Origin of the sequence: Azorhizobium sp. AG788, from assembly GCF_004364705.1 — a bacterium.
GTDB lineage: Bacteria > Pseudomonadota > Alphaproteobacteria > Rhizobiales > Xanthobacteraceae > Azorhizobium > Azorhizobium caulinodans.
On sequence record NZ_SOBM01000002.1, the window covers coordinates 47,290 to 65,571 of the forward strand.

At 67.0% G+C, this 18,282-nt stretch carries 16 protein-coding genes; 3 read left to right on the top strand and 13 right to left on the bottom strand.

Features of this window, described 5'->3' with window-relative positions; genetic code table 11:
• Positions 1 to 2: 2 nt before the first annotated feature.
• Entirely contained in the window at positions 3 to 1,244 is a 1,242-nt protein-coding gene (locus DFO45_RS04225; RefSeq protein WP_133863903.1) for a Zn-dependent hydrolase, read from the bottom strand.
• Between the two features lie 285 nt (positions 1,245 to 1,529).
• Here DFO45_RS04225 and DFO45_RS04230 point away from each other — a divergent pair, with 285 nt between their 5' ends.
• Positions 1,530 to 2,852, top strand: a complete 1,323-nt coding sequence (locus DFO45_RS04230) for an MFS transporter (protein ID WP_133863904.1) — start codon at positions 1,530 to 1,532, stop codon at positions 2,850 to 2,852.
• Positions 2,853 to 2,886: 34 nt separating this feature from the next.
• Here DFO45_RS04230 and DFO45_RS04235 read toward each other — a convergent pair whose 3' ends face one another.
• From DFO45_RS04235 to DFO45_RS04250, 4 genes are all read right to left on the bottom strand, one after another.
• Positions 2,887 to 3,843 carry a LysR family transcriptional regulator gene (locus DFO45_RS04235; protein WP_133863905.1) on the bottom strand — a complete coding sequence of 319 codons (957 nt, stop codon included), beginning with the start codon at positions 3,841 to 3,843 and terminating at the stop codon, positions 2,887 to 2,889.
• 114 nt (positions 3,844 to 3,957) lie between these two features.
• Positions 3,958 to 4,974 carry an ABC transporter substrate-binding protein gene (locus tag DFO45_RS04240; RefSeq protein ID WP_133863906.1) on the bottom strand — a complete coding sequence of 339 codons (1,017 nt, stop codon included), beginning with the start codon at positions 4,972 to 4,974 and terminating at the stop codon, positions 3,958 to 3,960.
• Between the two features lie 106 nt (positions 4,975 to 5,080).
• Positions 5,081 to 5,947 (bottom strand): ABC transporter permease, encoded by an 867-nt coding sequence (locus tag DFO45_RS04245; RefSeq protein WP_133863907.1) that lies wholly within the window; start codon positions 5,945 to 5,947, stop codon positions 5,081 to 5,083.
• Positions 5,948 to 5,957: 10 nt separating this feature from the next.
• A complete protein-coding gene (locus DFO45_RS04250) occupies positions 5,958 to 6,734 on the bottom strand; it encodes an ABC transporter ATP-binding protein (RefSeq protein WP_133863908.1) in 777 nt (258 codons plus the stop codon).
• A 124-nt stretch (positions 6,735 to 6,858) separates the two neighbouring features.
• On the opposite strand from DFO45_RS04250, the gene DFO45_RS04255 reads away from it, so the two are divergent.
• On the top strand, positions 6,859 to 7,521 hold the full coding sequence (locus DFO45_RS04255) for a response regulator transcription factor (protein ID WP_012170480.1): 663 nt from the start codon (positions 6,859 to 6,861) through the stop codon (positions 7,519 to 7,521).
• Complete coding sequence (locus tag DFO45_RS04260; RefSeq protein WP_133863909.1) at positions 7,499 to 8,881, top strand: sensor histidine kinase; 1,383 nt, start codon at positions 7,499 to 7,501, stop codon at positions 8,879 to 8,881. The genes DFO45_RS04255 and DFO45_RS04260 overlap by 23 nt, the downstream gene beginning before the upstream one ends.
• A 35-nt stretch (positions 8,882 to 8,916) precedes the next feature.
• On the opposite strand, the gene DFO45_RS04265 is transcribed toward DFO45_RS04260, so the two are convergent.
• The 8 genes from DFO45_RS04265 to DFO45_RS04300 form a co-directional block, all read right to left on the bottom strand.
• Positions 8,917 to 9,666 carry a fumarylacetoacetate hydrolase family protein gene (locus DFO45_RS04265; RefSeq protein WP_133863910.1) on the bottom strand — a complete coding sequence of 250 codons (750 nt, stop codon included), beginning with the start codon at positions 9,664 to 9,666 and terminating at the stop codon, positions 8,917 to 8,919.
• 31 nt (positions 9,667 to 9,697) lie between these two features.
• Positions 9,698 to 11,344, bottom strand: a complete 1,647-nt coding sequence (locus DFO45_RS04270) for an ABC transporter ATP-binding protein (protein WP_133863911.1) — start codon at positions 11,342 to 11,344, stop codon at positions 9,698 to 9,700.
• Complete coding sequence (locus tag DFO45_RS04275) at positions 11,341 to 12,189, bottom strand: ABC transporter permease (protein WP_133863912.1); 849 nt, start codon at positions 12,187 to 12,189, stop codon at positions 11,341 to 11,343. Before DFO45_RS04275 ends, DFO45_RS04270 begins: the two co-directional genes overlap by 4 nt.
• Positions 12,186 to 13,217 carry an ABC transporter permease gene (locus DFO45_RS04280; protein ID WP_133863913.1) on the bottom strand — a complete coding sequence of 344 codons (1,032 nt, stop codon included), beginning with the start codon at positions 13,215 to 13,217 and terminating at the stop codon, positions 12,186 to 12,188. The genes DFO45_RS04275 and DFO45_RS04280 overlap by 4 nt, the downstream gene beginning before the upstream one ends.
• A complete protein-coding gene (locus DFO45_RS04285) occupies positions 13,214 to 14,845 on the bottom strand; it encodes an ABC transporter substrate-binding protein (RefSeq protein WP_012170486.1) in 1,632 nt (543 codons plus the stop codon). The genes DFO45_RS04280 and DFO45_RS04285 overlap by 4 nt, the downstream gene beginning before the upstream one ends.
• An 87-nt stretch (positions 14,846 to 14,932) precedes the next feature.
• Positions 14,933 to 16,366, bottom strand: a complete 1,434-nt coding sequence (locus tag DFO45_RS04290) for an NAD(P)/FAD-dependent oxidoreductase (RefSeq protein WP_133863914.1) — start codon at positions 16,364 to 16,366, stop codon at positions 14,933 to 14,935.
• The gene (locus tag DFO45_RS04295; RefSeq protein WP_133863915.1) at positions 16,363 to 17,124 is read right to left on the bottom strand and encodes an SDR family oxidoreductase; all 762 of its coding nucleotides are present in this window, start codon (positions 17,122 to 17,124) and stop codon (positions 16,363 to 16,365) included. The genes DFO45_RS04290 and DFO45_RS04295 overlap by 4 nt, the downstream gene beginning before the upstream one ends.
• Positions 17,121 to 18,083: an NAD(P)-dependent oxidoreductase gene (locus DFO45_RS04300; RefSeq protein WP_133863916.1), complete on the bottom strand. Its 963-nt coding sequence runs from the start codon at positions 18,081 to 18,083 to the stop codon at positions 17,121 to 17,123. Before DFO45_RS04300 ends, DFO45_RS04295 begins: the two co-directional genes overlap by 4 nt.
• Between the last annotated feature and the right edge of the window lie 199 nt (positions 18,084 to 18,282).

Here is an 18,282-nt window from a genome sequence, read left to right on the forward strand (position 1 = left end):
TCTCACGCGGCGCGCGCGAGCACGGCCTGAAGCAGCACGTTCACACCAGGCTCAATATCGGCGAGGGTCACATTCTCCAGTTCGTTATGGGAGAGGCCGCCCTCGCAGGGGGTGAAGATCATCGCCGTGGGCAGGTGGTTGGCCACGTGCATGGCGTCGTGACCGGCCTCTGTCAGCATGTCCATGTGCGTATAGCCCAGGGCTTCGGCCGCGCCGCGCACGAGGCCGACGCGGTCCTTGTCGAAGGCCATGCCGCCATAGGACCAGCCCTCATGGATGCGGATCTTGCAGCGGGACTTCGCCTCAAGCTCGGGGAGCCGCGCGATGAAACGCTCCAGCGCCTGCGAGACCACCGCATTGTCCGGATGGCGCATGTCGCAGGTCATCTCCACCCGGTCGGGCAGGATGCCGAGCAGGTTCGGTTCGGCTACGAGCCGCATGGTGGTGGACTTGCCGCCTGTGGGATGAAGCTCCCAGCCGATCTCCTCGATGGCAAGCGTCACATGGGCTGCGCCCACCAGCGCGTTGTGCCGGTCAGGCATGGGCGTGGGGCCGACGTGGCCGGTCTCGCCGATCACCTCCACCACGAAGCCGCGCACCGCGAAGGCGCCGGTGACGACGCCGAGCTGGATCTTCGCCGCATCCAGACGCGGTCCCTGCTCGATATGCAGCTCGAACAGGCTGTCGCATTGGTCCGGCCGCAGGCCGCCGGTGCCGCGGAAGGAGATAGCATCGAGGGCGGCCCCGAGGGTGATGCCGTCCTTGTCGGTGCGCGAGAGCGCGAAATCGAGGCTCTTGTCGCCAGTGAAGATGGCCGAGCCGATCATGGGCGGCTCGAAACGGGCGCCTTCCTCATTGGTCCAGTTCACCACCGCCACGGGCAGGCGGGTCTCGATGCCGTGGTCGTTCAGGGTGCGGATCACTTCGAGGCCGGCCAGAACGCCGAGGATGCCGTCGAAGCGGCCGCCCTTGATCTGGGTGTCGAGATGACTGCCCACCAGCACCACCTTGCCGTCAGCTTCCTGCCCCGGCCGCACCGCGAACATGTTGCCGATGCCATCGACGGTGAGCTGGCAGCCCGCTTCCTCGCACCAGCGCTGAAAGACGCGGCGCACCTCGCCATCCTCGGCCGTGAGTGCGAGGCGGCGCAGCCCGCCGCGCGCTGTCGTGCCGATCTCGGCCGAGCGCGCGAGCGTGGACCAGAGCCGATCCATGTTGGGACGCAGGTTGGCGTGGCGGTGCATCTGTCGGACCTTGCTGCCTGTGAGGGAACGGCGGTGCCGGCCGGCCACGCCGCGATGACATCTGTTCTAGAGCGGCTCTGCGACTGCGGAAAATAGAAACCGGCAATGCAGACCATATCGAATATCGATTGGCGTGCCGCGGCGACTTCAACGACAGTACCCCGCAGGGCCGGCACAACGACCGGCCAAGGTTCCGGTCACATCCGAAGATGCTGGCCACGGCGCGCGCCGTGGTCTCGATGGATGCTGCCCGGTCGGACCCAACAATCACCAGAGGCGGACCCGATGAACGACCATGTCCCCGTGCGCGCCACCGCGGCCCGCGCGCCCCAGCCGCGCAGCATGCGCAAGATTGCCTTCGCAAGCGTCATCGGCACCACCGTCGAGTGGTACGATCTGTTCGTCTTCGGCACGGCATCGGCGCTCGTGTTCAACAAGGTATTCTTTCCGAGCTTCGATCCGCTCGCCGGCACGCTGCTGGCGTTCGGCACCTTCGCTTCGGCCTATCTCGCGCGCATCGTCGGTGCGGCGCTCTTCGGCCACTTCGGCGACAGGCTCGGCCGCAAGTCCATGCTGCTGACCTCATTGCTCATCATGGGTCTCGCCACCTTCGCCATCGGCCTCCTACCGAACTATTCGGTCATCGGCATCTGGGCTCCGATCCTCCTTCTGACGCTCCGGCTCATTCAGGGTCTTGCGCTGGGCGGCGAATGGGGCGGCGCGGTGCTCATGGCGGTGGAACATGCGCCGGACAACCGCCGGGGCCTCTATGGCTCCTGGGTGCAGATCGGCGTGCCCGCCGGCACGCTGCTCGCCAATTTCGCCTTCCTCATCGCCAATGCGCTCATGTCCACGGAGGCGCTCGTCTCCTGGGGCTGGCGCATTCCATTCCTGGTCAGCATCCTGCTGGTGGCGGTCGGGCTTTACGTGCGGCTCAACACGGCCGAGACGCCGTCCTTCCAGAAGGTGAAGACGGCGGGCGCGCAGGCGAGCGTTCCCTTCGTCGCGCTGATGGCGAAGAACTGGAAGCGGGTGGTTCTGGGCGGTGTCGCCACCATGTCCACCGGCACCTCCTTCAATCTCATCGTCGCCTTTGGCCTCACCTATGGCACGCAGACGCTGGGTTTCTCGCGCAATGAGATGCTCTCCATCGCGCTCCTGTCCTGCGGCGCCTGCCTGCTGCTGCTTCCGGCCTTCGGCCTCCTCTCCGACGTGATCGGCCGCAAGCCGGTGATCGTCGGCGGCATCATCGCGGAGGCCATCGTTGCCTTCCCGCTGTTCTGGCTCATGGACACCCAGGTCTTCGGCCTCGCGCTGGTCGGCTATCTGCTGATGATGACGGCGTTCGCCGCCAATTACGGGCCGATCGCCACCTTCCTCGCGGAGCTGTTCGGCACCAAGGTGCGTTATTCGGGCCTGTCCATCAGCTACATGCTCTCCGGCGTGCTGGGCAGCGCGGCGACGCCCATCGTCACCACGGCACTGCTTCAGGCGACCGGCACGGGATCGTCGGTCGCCTGGTACATGATCGGCTCGGCTGCCATCTCGACCATCGCGCTGCTGATGCTGGTGGAGACGCTGAAGGCCGATCTCGCCGAAGCGCACTGACGTGCGGGCGGGAGCGGCCGGCTCCCGCGATCACTCACGGCCCGACCGGTGCCTCTATGTCGGCGTTCGCATCCTTGAACGCCGACATTTCCTCCATGAAGGCCTGCTCCGCGGGACTGTAGCGGAGCGCCGGATTGGACAGGAAATAGACGTCCGCGCCCAGCGCATCGAGGCCGGGGAGGGGGAGGGGCCACAGTGCGCCTTCCGCCACATCCCGCGCCGCCGCTTCCAGCGGTAGCGTGCCGATGCCGACGCCGGCGGTGACGAAGCGCCGGACCTCGAACAGGTCGGGGCTCGTCGCCACCACCCGGCGGGCGATATCGGCGCCGAGGCGCAGGGTCAGCATCGGCTCCAGCGAGTTGGACACCTCGGCGCAGGCGAACGAGACCCAGGGTTCGTTGCGGATGGCGTCGAAGTCGATGGCTTCCACGCCGAACAGGCGATGGCCGCGCCCACAGAAGACGCCGAACCGCTCGCGGAACAGGAACTGGCAAGAGAGCGTGGGAAGGGGTTTGGCCAGAAGGCAGATGCCGAAGGGCGTGAGCTGCTGCGAGACGGCCCGCACGATGCCGTAGCTGCTGGACACTTCCACATTGTAGGAAATGCCGGGGTGCTTGGCGTTGAGCCGCCGCACAACCGCATCAAGCCCGCCATTCACCAGATGGGTCACGATCTCGATCCGCACCAGCCCGGTCAGGCTGCTGGAAGAGGGGGCGATGCCGGGATCGAGAGTGAGGATGGCGCGATAGAGTTCGCGGCACTGCTGGTAGAGCGCCTCGCCCTGCGGCGTGAGACGCATGGGCCGGCAGCCCCGCTCGAAGAGCCGGCACTCGCAGGTCTCTTCCAACCGCTTCAAAGCGGCGCTGACGCTCGGCTGCTGGAGCAGCAGGCGCTCGGCGGCGCGCGTTACGCTCCGCTCTTCGGCGATCACGAGGAACGTGCGCAGCAGGTTCCAGTCGAGCCCGTGCGTCCAGTGGCGGGATGGCGGCATTTTCGGCCCTTGTGATGCCTGTCCACCCTACCCCTGCCGGATGCGTGAGGGCCAGCCCGGTGGCTGGCCCGATCCACTGCGGAAGGGCACCGGTCCTCCGGTGCCCTTTGCCGGTCAGCTGCCCTTGCGGCTGGCAAGCTGGGGAATGAACAGATCGCTCCAGGCCTTCGGCTTGACCTTGATGGAGCCGGCAGCGTGCATGAAGTCTGCGAACTGCATGATGCCGTCCGGCGTCGTGGAGAAGCGCGTATCCTTGTCGTTCAGCATTTCAAGGATCTCCTCCACGGAGGTCTTCACCTTGGCGTTCCGCACGTAGATCTCGGCCGCGGCCTGCTTGTTGCCGGCGATGAAGGCGTCCGCCTCATCCAGCGCGTCGAGGAAGGCCTGCGTGACCTTCGGATTGGCATCCACGAACTTCTTCGGCGCAAACGTCACGTCGAGGGTGATGGGGCCGATGACATCGACGGAATTTGCCACCCGATGCACCTTTGGGTCCTTCAGCTCCAGATAGGAGAAGGGCGGCGAAGTGAAGTGGGCGTTGATCTCGGTCTTGCCGCCGACGAGGGCCGCGAGCGCCTCGGGGTGGGGCAGGCTCACCGTGAGCGGGTCGAGCTTGGCATAGTTCTCGCGGCCGAATTCGTGCGCCGCCATCATCTGTAGCACCACGGCCGAGAGCGAGGTCTTGATGCCGGGAAGGGCGATCTTGTCGCCCGCCTTGAAGTCCTTGAGCGAATTGATGTTCGGGCTGTTGGTGTTCATCCACAGCGCGGTGGCGCTGAGGCCGCTGATGCCGACGACCTCGACGTTGGGGATGCCCTTCGCCTTGGCCCAGAGCGTGATGAAGCCGGGCGCGCCGGTGCCGGCGAAATCGAGCGAGCCGGCCATCATGGCGTCATTGATGACATTGCCGCCATCGAGCATCAGCCACGTGACCTTGAGCGGGCCGAGGCCGGCCTTCTCGGCCTGCTTCTCCAACAGCTTCTGGTCTTCCATGACGATGAGCGGCAGATAGAGGATGCCGTAGCCCTTGGAGATGCGGACTTCCTTCACCTCGGCCCACGCTGCGGGGACGGCGGCAACGAGAGCGGCCGCGGCGAGCGTGAGCGCCCGCAGGGTTTTCAGAATGGTCATGTGGTCTCCTCCCATGTGCCTTGTCGGCTGTTGTTCGCGGCTATGGATCGGGCTCGTGCCTGGCTGTCACGGGCGGCCGGCCGGCACGCCGGCCGCCCACCCGCATTCAGTGCTGCATGCCCCAGCGGCGCACGGTCTTGCGCTCGATGGTGGCGAAGCCGACGTTCTCCACGACGAGGCCGATCAGGATCACCGTCAGGAGGCCGGCGAAGACGTTGGAGGTCTCGAGCTGGTTGCGGTTCTCGAAGATGAACCAGCCGAGGCCCCCGGAGCCGGAGGATACGCCGAACACCAGCTCTGCGGCGATCAGCGTGCGCCAGGCGAAGGCCCAACCCACCTTGAGGCCGGTGAGGATGGCCGGGAAGGCGGCGGGGATCAGGATGAGGCGCACCAGCTTGAGGCCCCGCAACCCGTAATTCATGCCGACCATCCGCATGGTGTTGGAGACCGAGCGGAAGCCGGAATGCGTGTTGAGCGCAATGGCCCACAGCACGGAATGGACGAGCACGAAGATGACGCTGCCCTGACCGAGGCCAAACCAGATGAGCGCCAGCGGGAGCAGCGCGATGGCGGGCAGCGGGTTGAACATGGAGGTCAGCGCCTCCAGAAGGTCGGCACCGAGGCGGGAGCCGATGGCCAGCGTCGTCAGGATGGCGGCGAGCACGATGCCGATGCCGTAGCCGATGAGCAACGTCTGCAACGACACCATCACGCGCTGGGGGATCACCCCGTTGGCGATGTTGTCGATGAGGGCGGTCAGCGTCTCGGTGAAGGTGGGGAACAGCAGGGGATTGCCGAGCCAGCGGCCATAGGCTTCCCAGAGCCCCGCCAGCACCAGCAGGATGAAGGCCTTGCGCACGGCACCGATGCCGTAGATGCGCTCGAACCAGGAGAGGCTCGCCTCCACCTGCACGTCGCCGGCGGTGGTGTCGGGCTTGATGATCTCGGGGCGCAGGAGAAGGGTCTCGCTCATGATCGTCTCCTCAGTGCCCGAACAGCATGTCGTTGATGCGGGTTTCTAGCTGCACCGCCGCCGGCGTGCCCATGGCCTCGGCCGGCACGCTGTTCAGCTCCGCGCGCACACGGCCGGGATGGGGCGACAGCAGGAGGATGCGGGTGCCGATCTTGATGGCCTCCTCGATGGAGTGCGTCACGAACAGCACGGTGAAGCGCGTGTCCTCCCAGAGCTGGAGCAACTCATCCTGCATCTTGCGCCGGGTGAGCGCATCGAGCGCCGCGAACGGCTCGTCCATGAGCAGCACGTCCGGCTCCATGGCCATGCCGCGCGCAATGGCGACACGCTGCTTCATGCCGCCCGAGAGCATGTGCGGATAGCTGTCGATGAACTTGGTGAGGCCCACCTTATCGATATAAGCGGCGGCCCGTTCCTGTGCCTCCGCACCCTTGAGGCGGCCGCTGGCGGTGAGGGCGAAGACCACATTCTCCCGAACGGTCTTCCAGGGCAGGAGCTGGTCGAACTCCTGGAACACCATCATGCGGTCGGGGCCGGGCTCCTTCACCTCGTGGCCCTTGAGGCGGATCTTGCCTTCGGTCGGCCGGATATAGCCGCCAATAGCCTTTAGCAGGGTGGACTTGCCGCAGCCCGACGGCCCGAGCAGCACGAAGCGATCGCTGTCATAGACGTCGAAATCGACACGATAGGTGGCCGTAACCAGCGAGCCCGGCGTCTTGTACTGGAGCGTGACACCTTCGACCGAAAGCAAAGGCGCGCCGATAGATTGCGGCTGATGCGCGTTCATCCGTCCTCCCTGCCGCCACCGGGCTCTGCGCCGTGGCGAATTTTGTTTGGTGCACTCTGGCAGCCTTGGTAAGAACGATACGGGCATTCACTGACACGAAACTGACTCCAGCCGACGAAGAGCCATGCGCATCCTGCTGGTCGAGGACACCGAAGAGATCGGCCGCGCCATCGCGAAGCGGTTCGAGCGCATTGGTTATGCGGTGGACTGGGAGCGCGACGGGCGCACCGCGGCCGAGCTTCTGGAAGTGCAAAGCTATGATCTCGTAGTGCTGGACGTGATGCTGCCTCGGCAGGATGGGTTTAGCGTTCTCAAGGGGTTGCGCGGGCGTGGGGTGCGCACGCCGGTGCTGGTGCTCACCGCCCGGTCCGCCGTCGACGACCGCATCAGCGCCCTCGATCTCGGCGCCGATGACTATCTGATCAAGCCCTTCGATTATCGCGAGCTGGAAGCACGCGCCCGGGCGCTGCTGCGCCGGGCGGCGGGCCAGTCGGACAATCTGTTGCGGCTTGGCCCGTTGACCATCGACCGGGCCGGCCGCACCGCAAGCGTCGAGGGCAAGGCGCTCGACCTGACCCGGCGCGAGCTGACCGTTCTGGAAATCCTCGCGTCCCGCCCCGGCCGGTTCGTGCCGAAGGAAGAATTGGTGGAGCAGCTCTTCAGCTTCGATCAGGACCCGAGCCCCAATGCCGTGGAGCAGTTCGTGGCGCGCCTGCGCCGCAAGCTTGCCGCGACGCCAGTCGAGATCCGGACAGAGCGCGGCCTTGGCTATCAGCTCGCGACTTGAAAGTCTGCGCACCTCGCTGCGCGCGCGCATCCTCGCCCTCGTCGGCATCATGCTGGCGCTGGGCGCGCTGCTGCTGAGCTTCGCGGCGTGGGAATATGCCAAGGTCGCGGCGCGCGATGCCTATGACAAGCTGCTTATCGGCGGCGCGGTGCAGATTGCGGAAAACGTCTACGTGCAGGGTGGCGTTGTGGCGCTGGACCCCCCGGCCGCCGCCTTCTCCACGCTCTCGGCCTATGACCTCGTCTTCTATCGCGTCACCGACCCGCGCGGGGTCGTGGTGGCGGGCTATGACGATCTGGCGAAGGGGGTCGGCGGTGCCGCGCTCCACCGCGGCGTCGTCCTGCGCGACGGCACCTATCAGGGGCAGCCGGTGCGTATCGCGGCCCTCGGCAAGCAACTGGAGGACGCGGGCGGCGGCTGGGCGGAGATCGTGCTTGCCCAGACCATGCGGGCCCGGGAAGCCCTGGCCTGGGATCTGACCACCAAGGCCGTGGCGCTCATCGCCGTGATGAGCCTGCTCGGCCTTCTGGCGACGGCCCTCTCCCTGGGCCTCGCGTTTTCGCCTCTGACGCGGCTTGAGGGCGAGATCGCCGGCCGACGGCCCGATGACCTGCGTCCCATCCAGGTCTCGCCCCCACGGGAGGTGCGGGCGCTGGTGGGCGCCATCGACGGTTTCATGCGCCGGCTGGAGGAGCGGATCGTCATGATGCAGCGCTTCATTGCCGATGCTGCCCACCAGATCCGCACGCCGCTCGCTGCCATCGATGCCGAAGCGGAACTCTTGAGCGACGAACTGGACGATCCGGCACGGATGGACCCGCTGCGGAACCGCATTGCGGATGTGGGGCGCCTCGCCAGCCAGTTGCTCGATCACGCCATGGTGCTGCACCGGATGGAGACGGCGCGGCTGCAGCCGGTGGAACTCAATGCGCTGGCCAAGTCGGTTCTGGCGCAGACGGTGCCCCTGAGCCTTGAGCGGGAGGTGAGCATCACCTTCGTGCCGGCGCCCGGCGAGGTGACGATTGCCGGAGACCCCATCAGCCTGCGGGAGGCCATCGCCAACCTCATCCACAATGCGGTCGTCCACGGGGCGAGAGCTCGGCTCGCAGTCGAGGTTGGCGGAGACGAAGCCCATGCGGTGGTCACGGTAGGTGACGATGGCCCGGGCATTCCCGATGGCGAGCGCGAGCGCCTCTGCGCGCCGTTCCAGCGCGGTGAGGGTTCCCATGGATCGGGTCTCGGGCTCGCCATCGCGGCCGAGGTGGCGCGGGCGCATGGCGGGGGCATCCGCTTTGAGACGCGCGAAGGCCTGTTTCGCGTGAGCCTGGTGCTTGCCGTGGCGCCAGCCCGCGAGGCCTGAGCCAACCGGCCGGGCCGGGTGGCACTGCGGCGCGATCAGGCAGTGAAGGTGACTTCCGCTGCGCCGAGGCTGGAGAAGGATGCGACGCAGGTGTCGCCGGGCTTCAGAAACAGCATGCCCGACCAGCTTCCGGTCGCGACCGACTGACCAGCCTTCACGCCGCCGGCGCTGCGCATCATGTTGACCAGCGCCACCGTGATGCCCAGCGGGTCGTCGGTAGGATGGCCGCCGGTGCGCTGAAGCACCGTCTCGCCATTGATCGTGAGCGTCACGTCGAGGCGGGGCAGGTCCAGGTGCGACCAGTTCTTTGTTTCTGCGCCGAGCACAAGCCCGCCGTTGATCATGCAATCGGCAAGCTGCTCCAGTTCCGGCCGTGTGCGCGGCGAGCGGAAACGGCTGGACAGCACCTCGATGGCGGGCAGAACGGACGTGGCCGCTGCCACCTCTTCGCGCGTATAGGGCGTCTCGCGCGGCGGCAGGTCGCGCAGGAAGCGGAAGGCTACCTCAGCCTCCACGCCGCAGTGCGGAACCTCGACGGCGGGCATGGCCGCCGGGCTTTGGCGCACCATGCCCGCCGGGATCAGGCCGCGCTTCTCCGGCGCGCCCACGGGCGTGGACGCCTTGTAGGCGCCGATTTCGAGTCCGAGCCGCGCGAAAACGGCGTCCTGGATCGCATGGGCCTCGTCCGTGGAGGCGGGCGCCCGCGCCAGGCCGTCGATCTGCGTGTTCGAGCGACGGGCTTCGGCCAGCGCATTCACGCTGGCTTCCAGATGAGACGCGACCATCAGCATTCCTCGGGGGCTATGTGGGCTCTGCTCACGCCGCCCCGGCGAAATGCGGGACGGCGGCGAGCAGGGTGCGGGTGTAATCGCTTTCCGGCGCCTCGAACAGTCGCCGGCTCTCGCCCTGTTCCACCACCCGCCCGTTCTGCAACACAATGGTGCGCGCGCACATCATGCGCACCACGTTGAGATCGTGGCTGACGAACAGGAATGCGAGATCATCCTCCCGCCGCAGCCGCTCCAGCAATTGAAGCGTGACCGCCTGCACCGACACGTCGAGCGCGGCGGTGGGTTCGTCCAGCACCAGCAGGCGCGGGCGCACCGAGATGGCGCGGGCGATGCCGACGCGCGCCTTCTGGCCGCCGGAGAGCTGGTGCGGGAACCGCTCCAGCAGATGCGCCGGCAGCCCTACCTTCTCCGCGCAGTCCAGCACCCGGTCGCGCAGCGCCTTGCCGGATATGTTGTCGAGCCGGCGCAGGGGATGGGCGATGGCGTCAAAAGCGGAGAAGCGCGGGTTGAGGCTGTCGTGCGGATCCTGAAACACGATCTGGATCTGCCGCCGGAATTCCGAGCGGTGGAACTCCCGTGCCGGAATGCCGCCGATGGAACGGCCATCAAAGACGATCTCGCCTTCGGTCTGGTCGATGAGGCGGCAGATCATGCGCGAGATGGTGCTCTTGCCCGAGCCGCTCTCACCCACGAGGCCGACGCTTTCACCCGCCCCGAGGCTGAAGGATACGCCACCCACGGCGGTGATGCCGCCGTCATAACGCTTCACGAGGTTCTGCACCTCCAGCAGCGGCGGGGTGCCGGCCGCCGGCTTCACGCGCACGGGTTCGGCCGGCAGGGGCACATGGTGCTCCGGATCCGCCACCAGATCCTCCACGCGGGAGGTAGGCGTGGGCGAGGCGGCGACGAGGCGGCGGGTGTAGGCGTGCTGCGGCGCGCGGAACAGCATCTCGGGTGGGGCGCGCTCCACGATGCGACCCTGCTCCATCACCACCACGTCCTGGCAATATTGCGCGGCAAGGCCGAGGTCGTGGGTGATCAGGATCACCGCCATCTGCCGCTCGCGGGTGATGCGGGCGATGAGGTCCATCACCGTCTTCTGCGTGGTGACATCAAGGCCAGTGGTGGGCTCGTCGGCGATCAGCAAGGCGGGCTCGCAGGCGATGGCCATGGCGATCATCACCCGCTGGCACATGCCGCCGGAGAGTTCATGCGGATAGGCGTCGAGCCGCTTTTCCGGCTCGCGGATGAGCACGGTCTTCAGCAGCTCCAGCGCCTTTTCTCGGGCCTCCTTGTCCGAGAGGGTGCGATGGGCGCGCAATGCATCGGCGAGCTGGAGACCCACGGTGCGGATGGGATTCAGCGCCGCGCGCGGGTTCTGGAAGATCATCGAAATGGCGGCGCCGTGGATGGCCTGCAGCGTCTTGTGCGAGGCACGGCTGATGTCCTCGCCCCGGAACACCACGCGGCCACGGGTGATGCGGCCGGCGGCGTCCAGTAGCCGCGTCACGGCAAAGGCCGTCACCGACTTGCCCGAGCCGCTCTCGCCCACGATGCCGAGCGTCTGGCCGGGGGCAAGGTCAAGGTCGATACCCTTCACCGCCTCCACTGGCCCGCGCCGGGTGGAGAAGGTGACGGCGAGATCCTCAATGCGCAGGAGGGATTGGGTCATGTGCGCATCCTCGGGTCCAGAATGTCGCGCAGGCCGTCGCCCAGCAGGTTGAAGCACAGCACGCACAGCATCAGCGCGAGGCCGGGAAAGGCGACCAGCCACCACTTGCCGGTGGAGATGAAGCGTGCTCCTTCGGCCACCATGATCCCCCATTCCGGCGTCGGCGGCTTCACGCCGAGGCCGATGAAGGAGAGGCCGGCGGCATTGAGGATCGCCCAGCCGAGGTTGAGCGAGATCTGCACCGCCATGGCCGGCAGGATGTTGGGCAGGAGGAAGCGCAGCACCACGGAGAGATGGCTGTCGCCGCAGGCGCGCGCGGCCTCCACCCAGCCGGCGGTGCGGCGCACATTCACCTCGGCCCGCGCAAAGCGGATGTAGAAGGGCAGGTTGATGATCGCCGTGGCGATGACGATGTTCTCCACCCGGTTGCCCAGCGCGGCTACCATGGCCATGGCGAGCACGAACAGCGGGAAGGCCATCAGCACGTCCACGAAGCGGCCGACGGCTCGGTCGAGCCGCCCGCCCGCATAACCGCAGATGCTGCCGATCACGGCACCGAGCGCGAAGGAGAGCACCACCGCCGAAGCGGCGATGGCGAGATCCAGCCGCGCCGCCACGACGAGGCGGCTGAAGACGTCGCGACCCAATTGGTCCGTGCCCGCCCAGTGGGTGGCGCTCGGCGCCTCAAGCGCATGGGCAACGTCCGAGGCGACGGGATCATAAGGCACCAGCATCGGGCCGAAGAGGGCGACGAGCACGAGCAGGCCCGTCGCGAAGGCGGCGATGGCGGTGAGCGGATTGCCGCGCAGCACGAAGGCGGCATGGCGCAAGGTTGCGGTGCTCATTCGACCGAAATCCGGGGGTCGGCGATGCCGTAGAGAATGTCGATCACCAGGTTCACGAGGACGAAGATGAAGGCCATCAGCAGCACGAAGCCCTGCACCGGCGCATAGTCCGAAGCGAGCAGCGCATCGAGCGCGTAAGAGGCCACGCCCGGCCAGGAGAAGACCTTCTCCACCAGCACATTGGCCCCGAGCATGGTGGAGAAGACGATGCCGGTGATGGTGAGCACGGGCAGGATGGCATTGCGCAGTGCATAGACCACGATGATCCGCCAGCGCGACAGGCCGATGGAGCGGGCCGTGCGCACGAAATCGCTGCCGAGCGAGGAGAGCATGGCGGCACGGGTGATGCGGGCCAGCGGCGCCACCACGAAGAGCGCCATGGTGAAGGCGGGCAGGATGAGCTGGCTCGCGGCGGCCCGCCAGCCCTCGAAATCACCGGCAAGGGCGAAATCGATCAGCAGGAAGCCGGTGGCGCGGGGCGGCAGGCTGGTGAAGATGTCCACCCGTCCGGTCGGGTCCGGTGCATAGCCAAGCAGATAATAGAAGACATAGATCAGCAGCAGGCCCGAGACGAAGGTGGGCACGCAGACGCCGAGCGCGCAGAGCAGGCGCACGCCGTGATCGACCACCGAACCGGGTCGCAGCGCCGCTGCGATGCCGAGCGGCACCGCCGAGAGCAGGGCGATGAAGAGAGCGGCAAACGTCAGTTCCAGCGAGGCCGGCAGACGCTCCTTAAGGTCTGCCGACACTGGCTGGCCGGTTGTGAGCGAACGCCCGAGATTGCCCTGCGCCACATCCACGAGATAGCGCCCGAGCTGCTCCGGCATGGGCTTGTCAAGGCCCATCTGCTTGCGGATGGTCTCGATCTCCTCCTTGCCGGCGGTGGGGCCGGAGGCGAAGAACACCGCCGGATCGCCGGGCAGAACGCGCATCAGAAGGAAGGTGAAGACGAGCACGCCGAGGAGGGCCGGTAGGGACGACAGAAACCGTCGTCCCGCCCGCCGCGCCGTGAGGGCGACCTGGCTCATTTGCGGCTCAGGTCGCGATAGTCCACCTGCCGGTGGAACTGGTAGGTGTACCCCTCGATGGAGGGGGCCATTACCGCATCCTGAGAGGCCTGCCAGATCGGGATCTGCGGCATGATCTCGAAGTTGAGGGTATTGAGCTCGCGGCCCATGGCCTCATACTTCGCCTTGTCCTGCTCGAAGCGCGCGGCCTGCGCGATCTCGGTGATCTGCGGATTGTCCAGAGAGGAGTAATTCCAGCGGATATTGCCGATGTAGAAGTTGCGGTAGAAATAATCCATCGACGGCAGCCAGGCGACGATGTTCTCGGTGAAGAAGGGCAGCTTCTTCTCGTTGATCAGCGTGGACATCTGGGCGTCGGGGAGCTTCTGGATCTCCACCTTGATGCCGATCTTGGCCAGCGACTCCTTCAGCAGCGCCGCCATGGGCTCGGCCACGTTCGCCTGCCCCACATTGAAGGAGAAGGTGGTGGAGAAACCGTCCGGCATTCCGGCGGCGGCGAGATATTCCTTGGCCTTGGCAAGGTCCAGCTTCACCGGCTGGGGAATGGGGAAGCCGCCCGAGGGCGCCTTGCCGTCCGTCCAGGTGGCGCCATAGAGCGGGAAGCCGCGTCCGAACAGGGCGGCCTTGAACATGTCGTCATAGGGCAGCGCATAAGCGATGGCCTTGCGCACGTTCACATTGTCGAACGGCGGGATCTTGTTGTTGAACGAGATGAAGGAGATCGCATTGTACTGCGGGGTGGAGATCACCTTCAGCTTGCCCTTGGCTTCCAGCGCGGCGGCATCCGTGGGCTGAAGGTCGATGACGATGTCGGCGTCGCCGCGCTCCACCAGATTGGCGCGGGTAGAGGCTTCCGGCACGGTCTGCACGATGAGGCGCTTGAACGCGGCCTGGCTGTTGGCGGGGCCGCGGTTCCACGCATCGTTGCGCTTGAGGATCACCTGCTCGGCGGGCTTGAAGGTCTCGATGACGAAGGCGCCGGAGCCGGCGGTATTCTCCTTCAGCCAGTTCTGCGCCCACGGGTCGTCCGCCGTGGCATGGGCTTTGGCGACCTTGGAATTGAAGATCACCGGATAGACGGTGGCAAGGTTCGGCAGCGCCAGCTTGTCAGGCTTGGGCAGCGTCACCTCGAAGGTGTAGGGATCGATCACCTTGAACTGGTCGGGGCTGGTGAGCGAGCCGGTGAGCAACTGCGCCTTGGCGAGCGAATTGGCCGTCACCGCGCGGTCCAGCGACCACTTCACGTCCTCCGCCGTCACCGGCGTGCCGTCCTGGAACTTGGCGTCCTTGCGCAGGTGGAAGGTGATCTTCAGCCCGTCCGGGCTCACGTCATAGCTCTCGGCCAGCTCTCCACGCACGGTGTCGAGATCGAACACCCATTTGCCGTTGAGCTGCTTGCGGCCGAAGGAGACCAGCCGGTCGTAGGTGCTGAGACTCACCGCGAATGCTTCGCGCGTGGAGCCGGGCATGGTTGGGTCGAGCGTGTTCACCACCGCGCCCGTGACATAGCGCAGGGTCTCCGCGCGGCTCTGGGCGTGGGCGGCGGGCGCCGTCAGGCTCACTGCAACGAGGGCCGTTGCGCCCATGAGCCACTGGCGGCGTGTGGGTTTCAGGAACACGTCGATCATCGGCAAGCTCTCCTCGAAGGGGAACACGGGCGGTGCGGCGCTGGAGTACGCCGCCACCGATGTATGCAATTGGTATGCCGTTGGCGTTCAGGCCTCCAGCTGGCGCACCACGGCCTGCGGAACGTCGTAGGCCTGGAAGTCGGCCCAGAACTGGTCGAGGTCGTCCTGGAACAGGTCGCGGGTGATGCCGTGGACCAGCTTCGGAATGGCCGTCGTCATGGCGTTGATGGACGATCCGGAGGCACCAAAGCTCATGGTGGAGGCAATGGAGAAGAGGTGGATGTCGCTCACCCACGGCGTCTCGCCGGCCGTCTTCTCCTCGAAGGCATAATCCTCCGCGAGATATGGGAATTTCGAGAGGCGGGCTTCCTTCTCATGGTCCGGTGGCGTGTAGCGATCGCCCCAGGTGGCGATATTATGGGCAAAGCGCTTCAACTCGGGGCGCGCACCGAAATCCATGCCGATGCCGGTGCAGGCGATCACATAATCCGCCGTGAAAGTCCCGGCCTGCGTGGAGACCACGGCGCGACCGTCCTGCTCGTAAGCGTCGATGAGGCCGGCGCCGGTGGTCAGGTGGAAATTGGCGTGGCGGGCGCAGCGGTCGTAAGTGGCTTGGGGGAAGGCTTCCCGCAGGCGCAGGGCGCGGCTCATGAAGCGCCAGCGCCATTCGTCGGTGAGTTCGCTCAGGTGGCGCATGAAGCCACGGAAGGTGAACCACAGATAGGGCTGCACCAGCTGCGGCTCGAAGCGGCGGCAGAGCTGCATCACCTCGCCGACGCCGGCCTCCAGCGCGGTCGCTGCATTGTCGAAGGCCGAGGCGCCGGCGCCGATCACGATGACCGTCTTGCCCTTCAGCGCCAAGAAGTCGATGATGTCGGAGGAGCGGGCCCGCAGATGCTCCGGCAGGCGCTCCAGCTCGGCGGGGAGAGTCCAGTTGCCCATGCCTTCCTGGCCGGTGGCGAGCACCACCTTGCGGGCGTAGATGGTCTCGACGCCGTCCGGCGTGTTCACGGTGAGGGCCAGCAGGCCATCGGAGGGGCCGATGTCCGTCACCTGGCAGAGATTGCGCACCGGCAGGTCCAGCACGTCGCGGTACCACAGCAGATAATCGGCCCACAGGTCCTTGGGGATGAGCTTCAGCTCAGCCCAGGACTCCTTGCCGTACCGCGCCTCGTGCCAGGCCTGATAGGTCAGGCTGGGAATGTCCATGTCCGGGCCGGTGAAGTCCTTGGGGCTGCGCAGGGTGAGCATGCGCGAATAGGTCCGCCACGGGCCTTCCAGATCGCGCGGCGCCTGATCCAGCACGAGGATGTTGTCCACCTTGGAGCGCTGCAGGCAGAAGGCGGTCCCAAGGCCGCACTGGCCGCCGCCGACGATCACCACGTCATAGGCAGGCTTGCCGCCGGGCCCGCTCCGAGGCTTGACCCAGGGAGCCTTGGGGTGGGCGATCCGCGCCAGATCATCCCGAACCTGCTGTTCCAGCGCCCGCAGGCCAGCCGTGCTTCCGATTGTCGTCGTCATGATGCAAGCCATCCGCCGTCGACCGCGAGGGTCGTACCTGTGATGAAGGAAGAGGCATCGCTCGCCAGATAGAGCGCGGCCTGTGCAATCTCGTCCGCGGTCCCGAACCGGCCGAGCGCGTGGCGTTGGCGGGAGGCCTCGCGCGCGGCGTCTGGGTCCGCCTGCCGGCCGAAGCCACGGGCGAGCATGGGGGTCTCCACCGCGCCGGGCGCGATGGCGTTGACGCGGATGTTGTCCGCGGCGAAATCAAGGGCCATGGTGCGCGTGAGGCTGAGGATGGCACCCTTGGCGGCCACATAGGCGCTGTTGCCGCGCCCGCCGGCCAGCGCCAACTGGGACGAGAAGGTGACGATGGCGCCGCCGCCCCGCTCGCGCATGGACGGGATGACCGCCCGCGCCCAGAGCCACGTGCCGCCCACATTGGCGCGGAACACCGCGTCCCAATCTTCGGGCCTCGTGGTGAGCACCGTGCCGCCCACCGACATGCCGGCCGCCGCGACGAGGATGTCGATGCCGCCATAGGTCCCGCGCACCTGAGCGGCGGCGGCCTCCACCGCCTCCGGAGCGCCCACGTCGCCGGGCAGCACCAGCGCCTGTCCGCCCGCCTGCGTGATCGCGTCGGCGGTGGCGGCAAGCCCCTCCGCGTCCCGGTCCACCAGCGCCACGGCGGCTCCCGCGTCAGCAAGGTGGGCAGCGGTGGCGCGGCCGATCCCGGAAGCGGCGCCGGTGATGACGGCGATGCGGCCTTGAAGCGTCATGCGATGGCCTCGTTCTGGAGCGTGCGCGCCCAATGGGCGAGATGGCTGGCGCTGTCGGCGCAGCCGAAGCGCGCGTTCCAGCCGATGTCGGCGGCAAGGCGATGGACCGCCAGCGGCGGCCGGTCGGTGGCGGAGTGCAGGTCGATTGTCGGCGTCTCGCCCGCCTCCGCGAGACGGCAAGTGAAGCCGGGCATGTGAGCGGCGAGCGCGCGGCCCCAGTCCAGGGCGCTCCAGCGTGTGCCGGTCGAGATGTTGTAGACGGGCGCGGTCCAATGCGGCGCGGTGGCGAGCGCCAGCACTGCCTCCGCAACGTCGGGCGCATAGATCCAGTCTCGCAGGCCGGGGCGGGCGAGCAAGGCGGGCTGCCCGTTGCGTGCCGCATCCAGCATCTGCGCCTGCGGGCTCAGCGTGTCCCGCACGCCCGTCGCCCGCTCCCAGGGGCCGAAGACGGCACTGAGGCGGACGCTGACCGCTTCCAGCCCCCAGAGTTCCGCGAGCCGCGCCGTCACCCGCTCGGAGGCAAACTTAGTGATGCTGTAGAGCCCATTCGGATCGCAGGCGAGGGCCTCATCCATAACGTCCGCCACCGATGCGGCGGCCCCGTAGGCGGCGGCGGAGCTGAGATTGATGATGCGTCGGGCGCCGGCTGCACGCGCGGCGTCCATAAGGCCCGGCAGGGCGCCGAGATTGACGGAGAGAATGGTGTCCGGCTCGCGCGCCTCGCGCTCCACCCCGGCGGTGATGGCGGCGCCAAGGATCAGCAGATCCGTGCCGGCGGGCATGGCGCGGGCCGCCGCCTGCGGGTCGCGCACATCGCCCTGCTCAAAGCGGATGGGGAGGGTGAACAGCGGCGGCGGCGCCGAACGGTCGAACAGAACGACCTCATGGCCGGCGCCATGGAAGGCGGCCGCGATGTTCAAGCCGACGAAGCCGGTTCCGCCCGCCACCACAACCCGCACTGTCTACCCCCCGAGGTCAGCCCGCCCGAAAGGCAAGTCTTCGAGAGGGAGGGTCGGTCAGCGGGACTACTGGGTCAATGACAGGCGATTAATATAATTATTCGCTGCGTTATTATAATCGATATGGATGAAGACGCAGGCACTATTATGGGTCGCAAGCTCGGCTTTGGAGCCTTTTGGAGCAGTTCGTGCTGTCCGG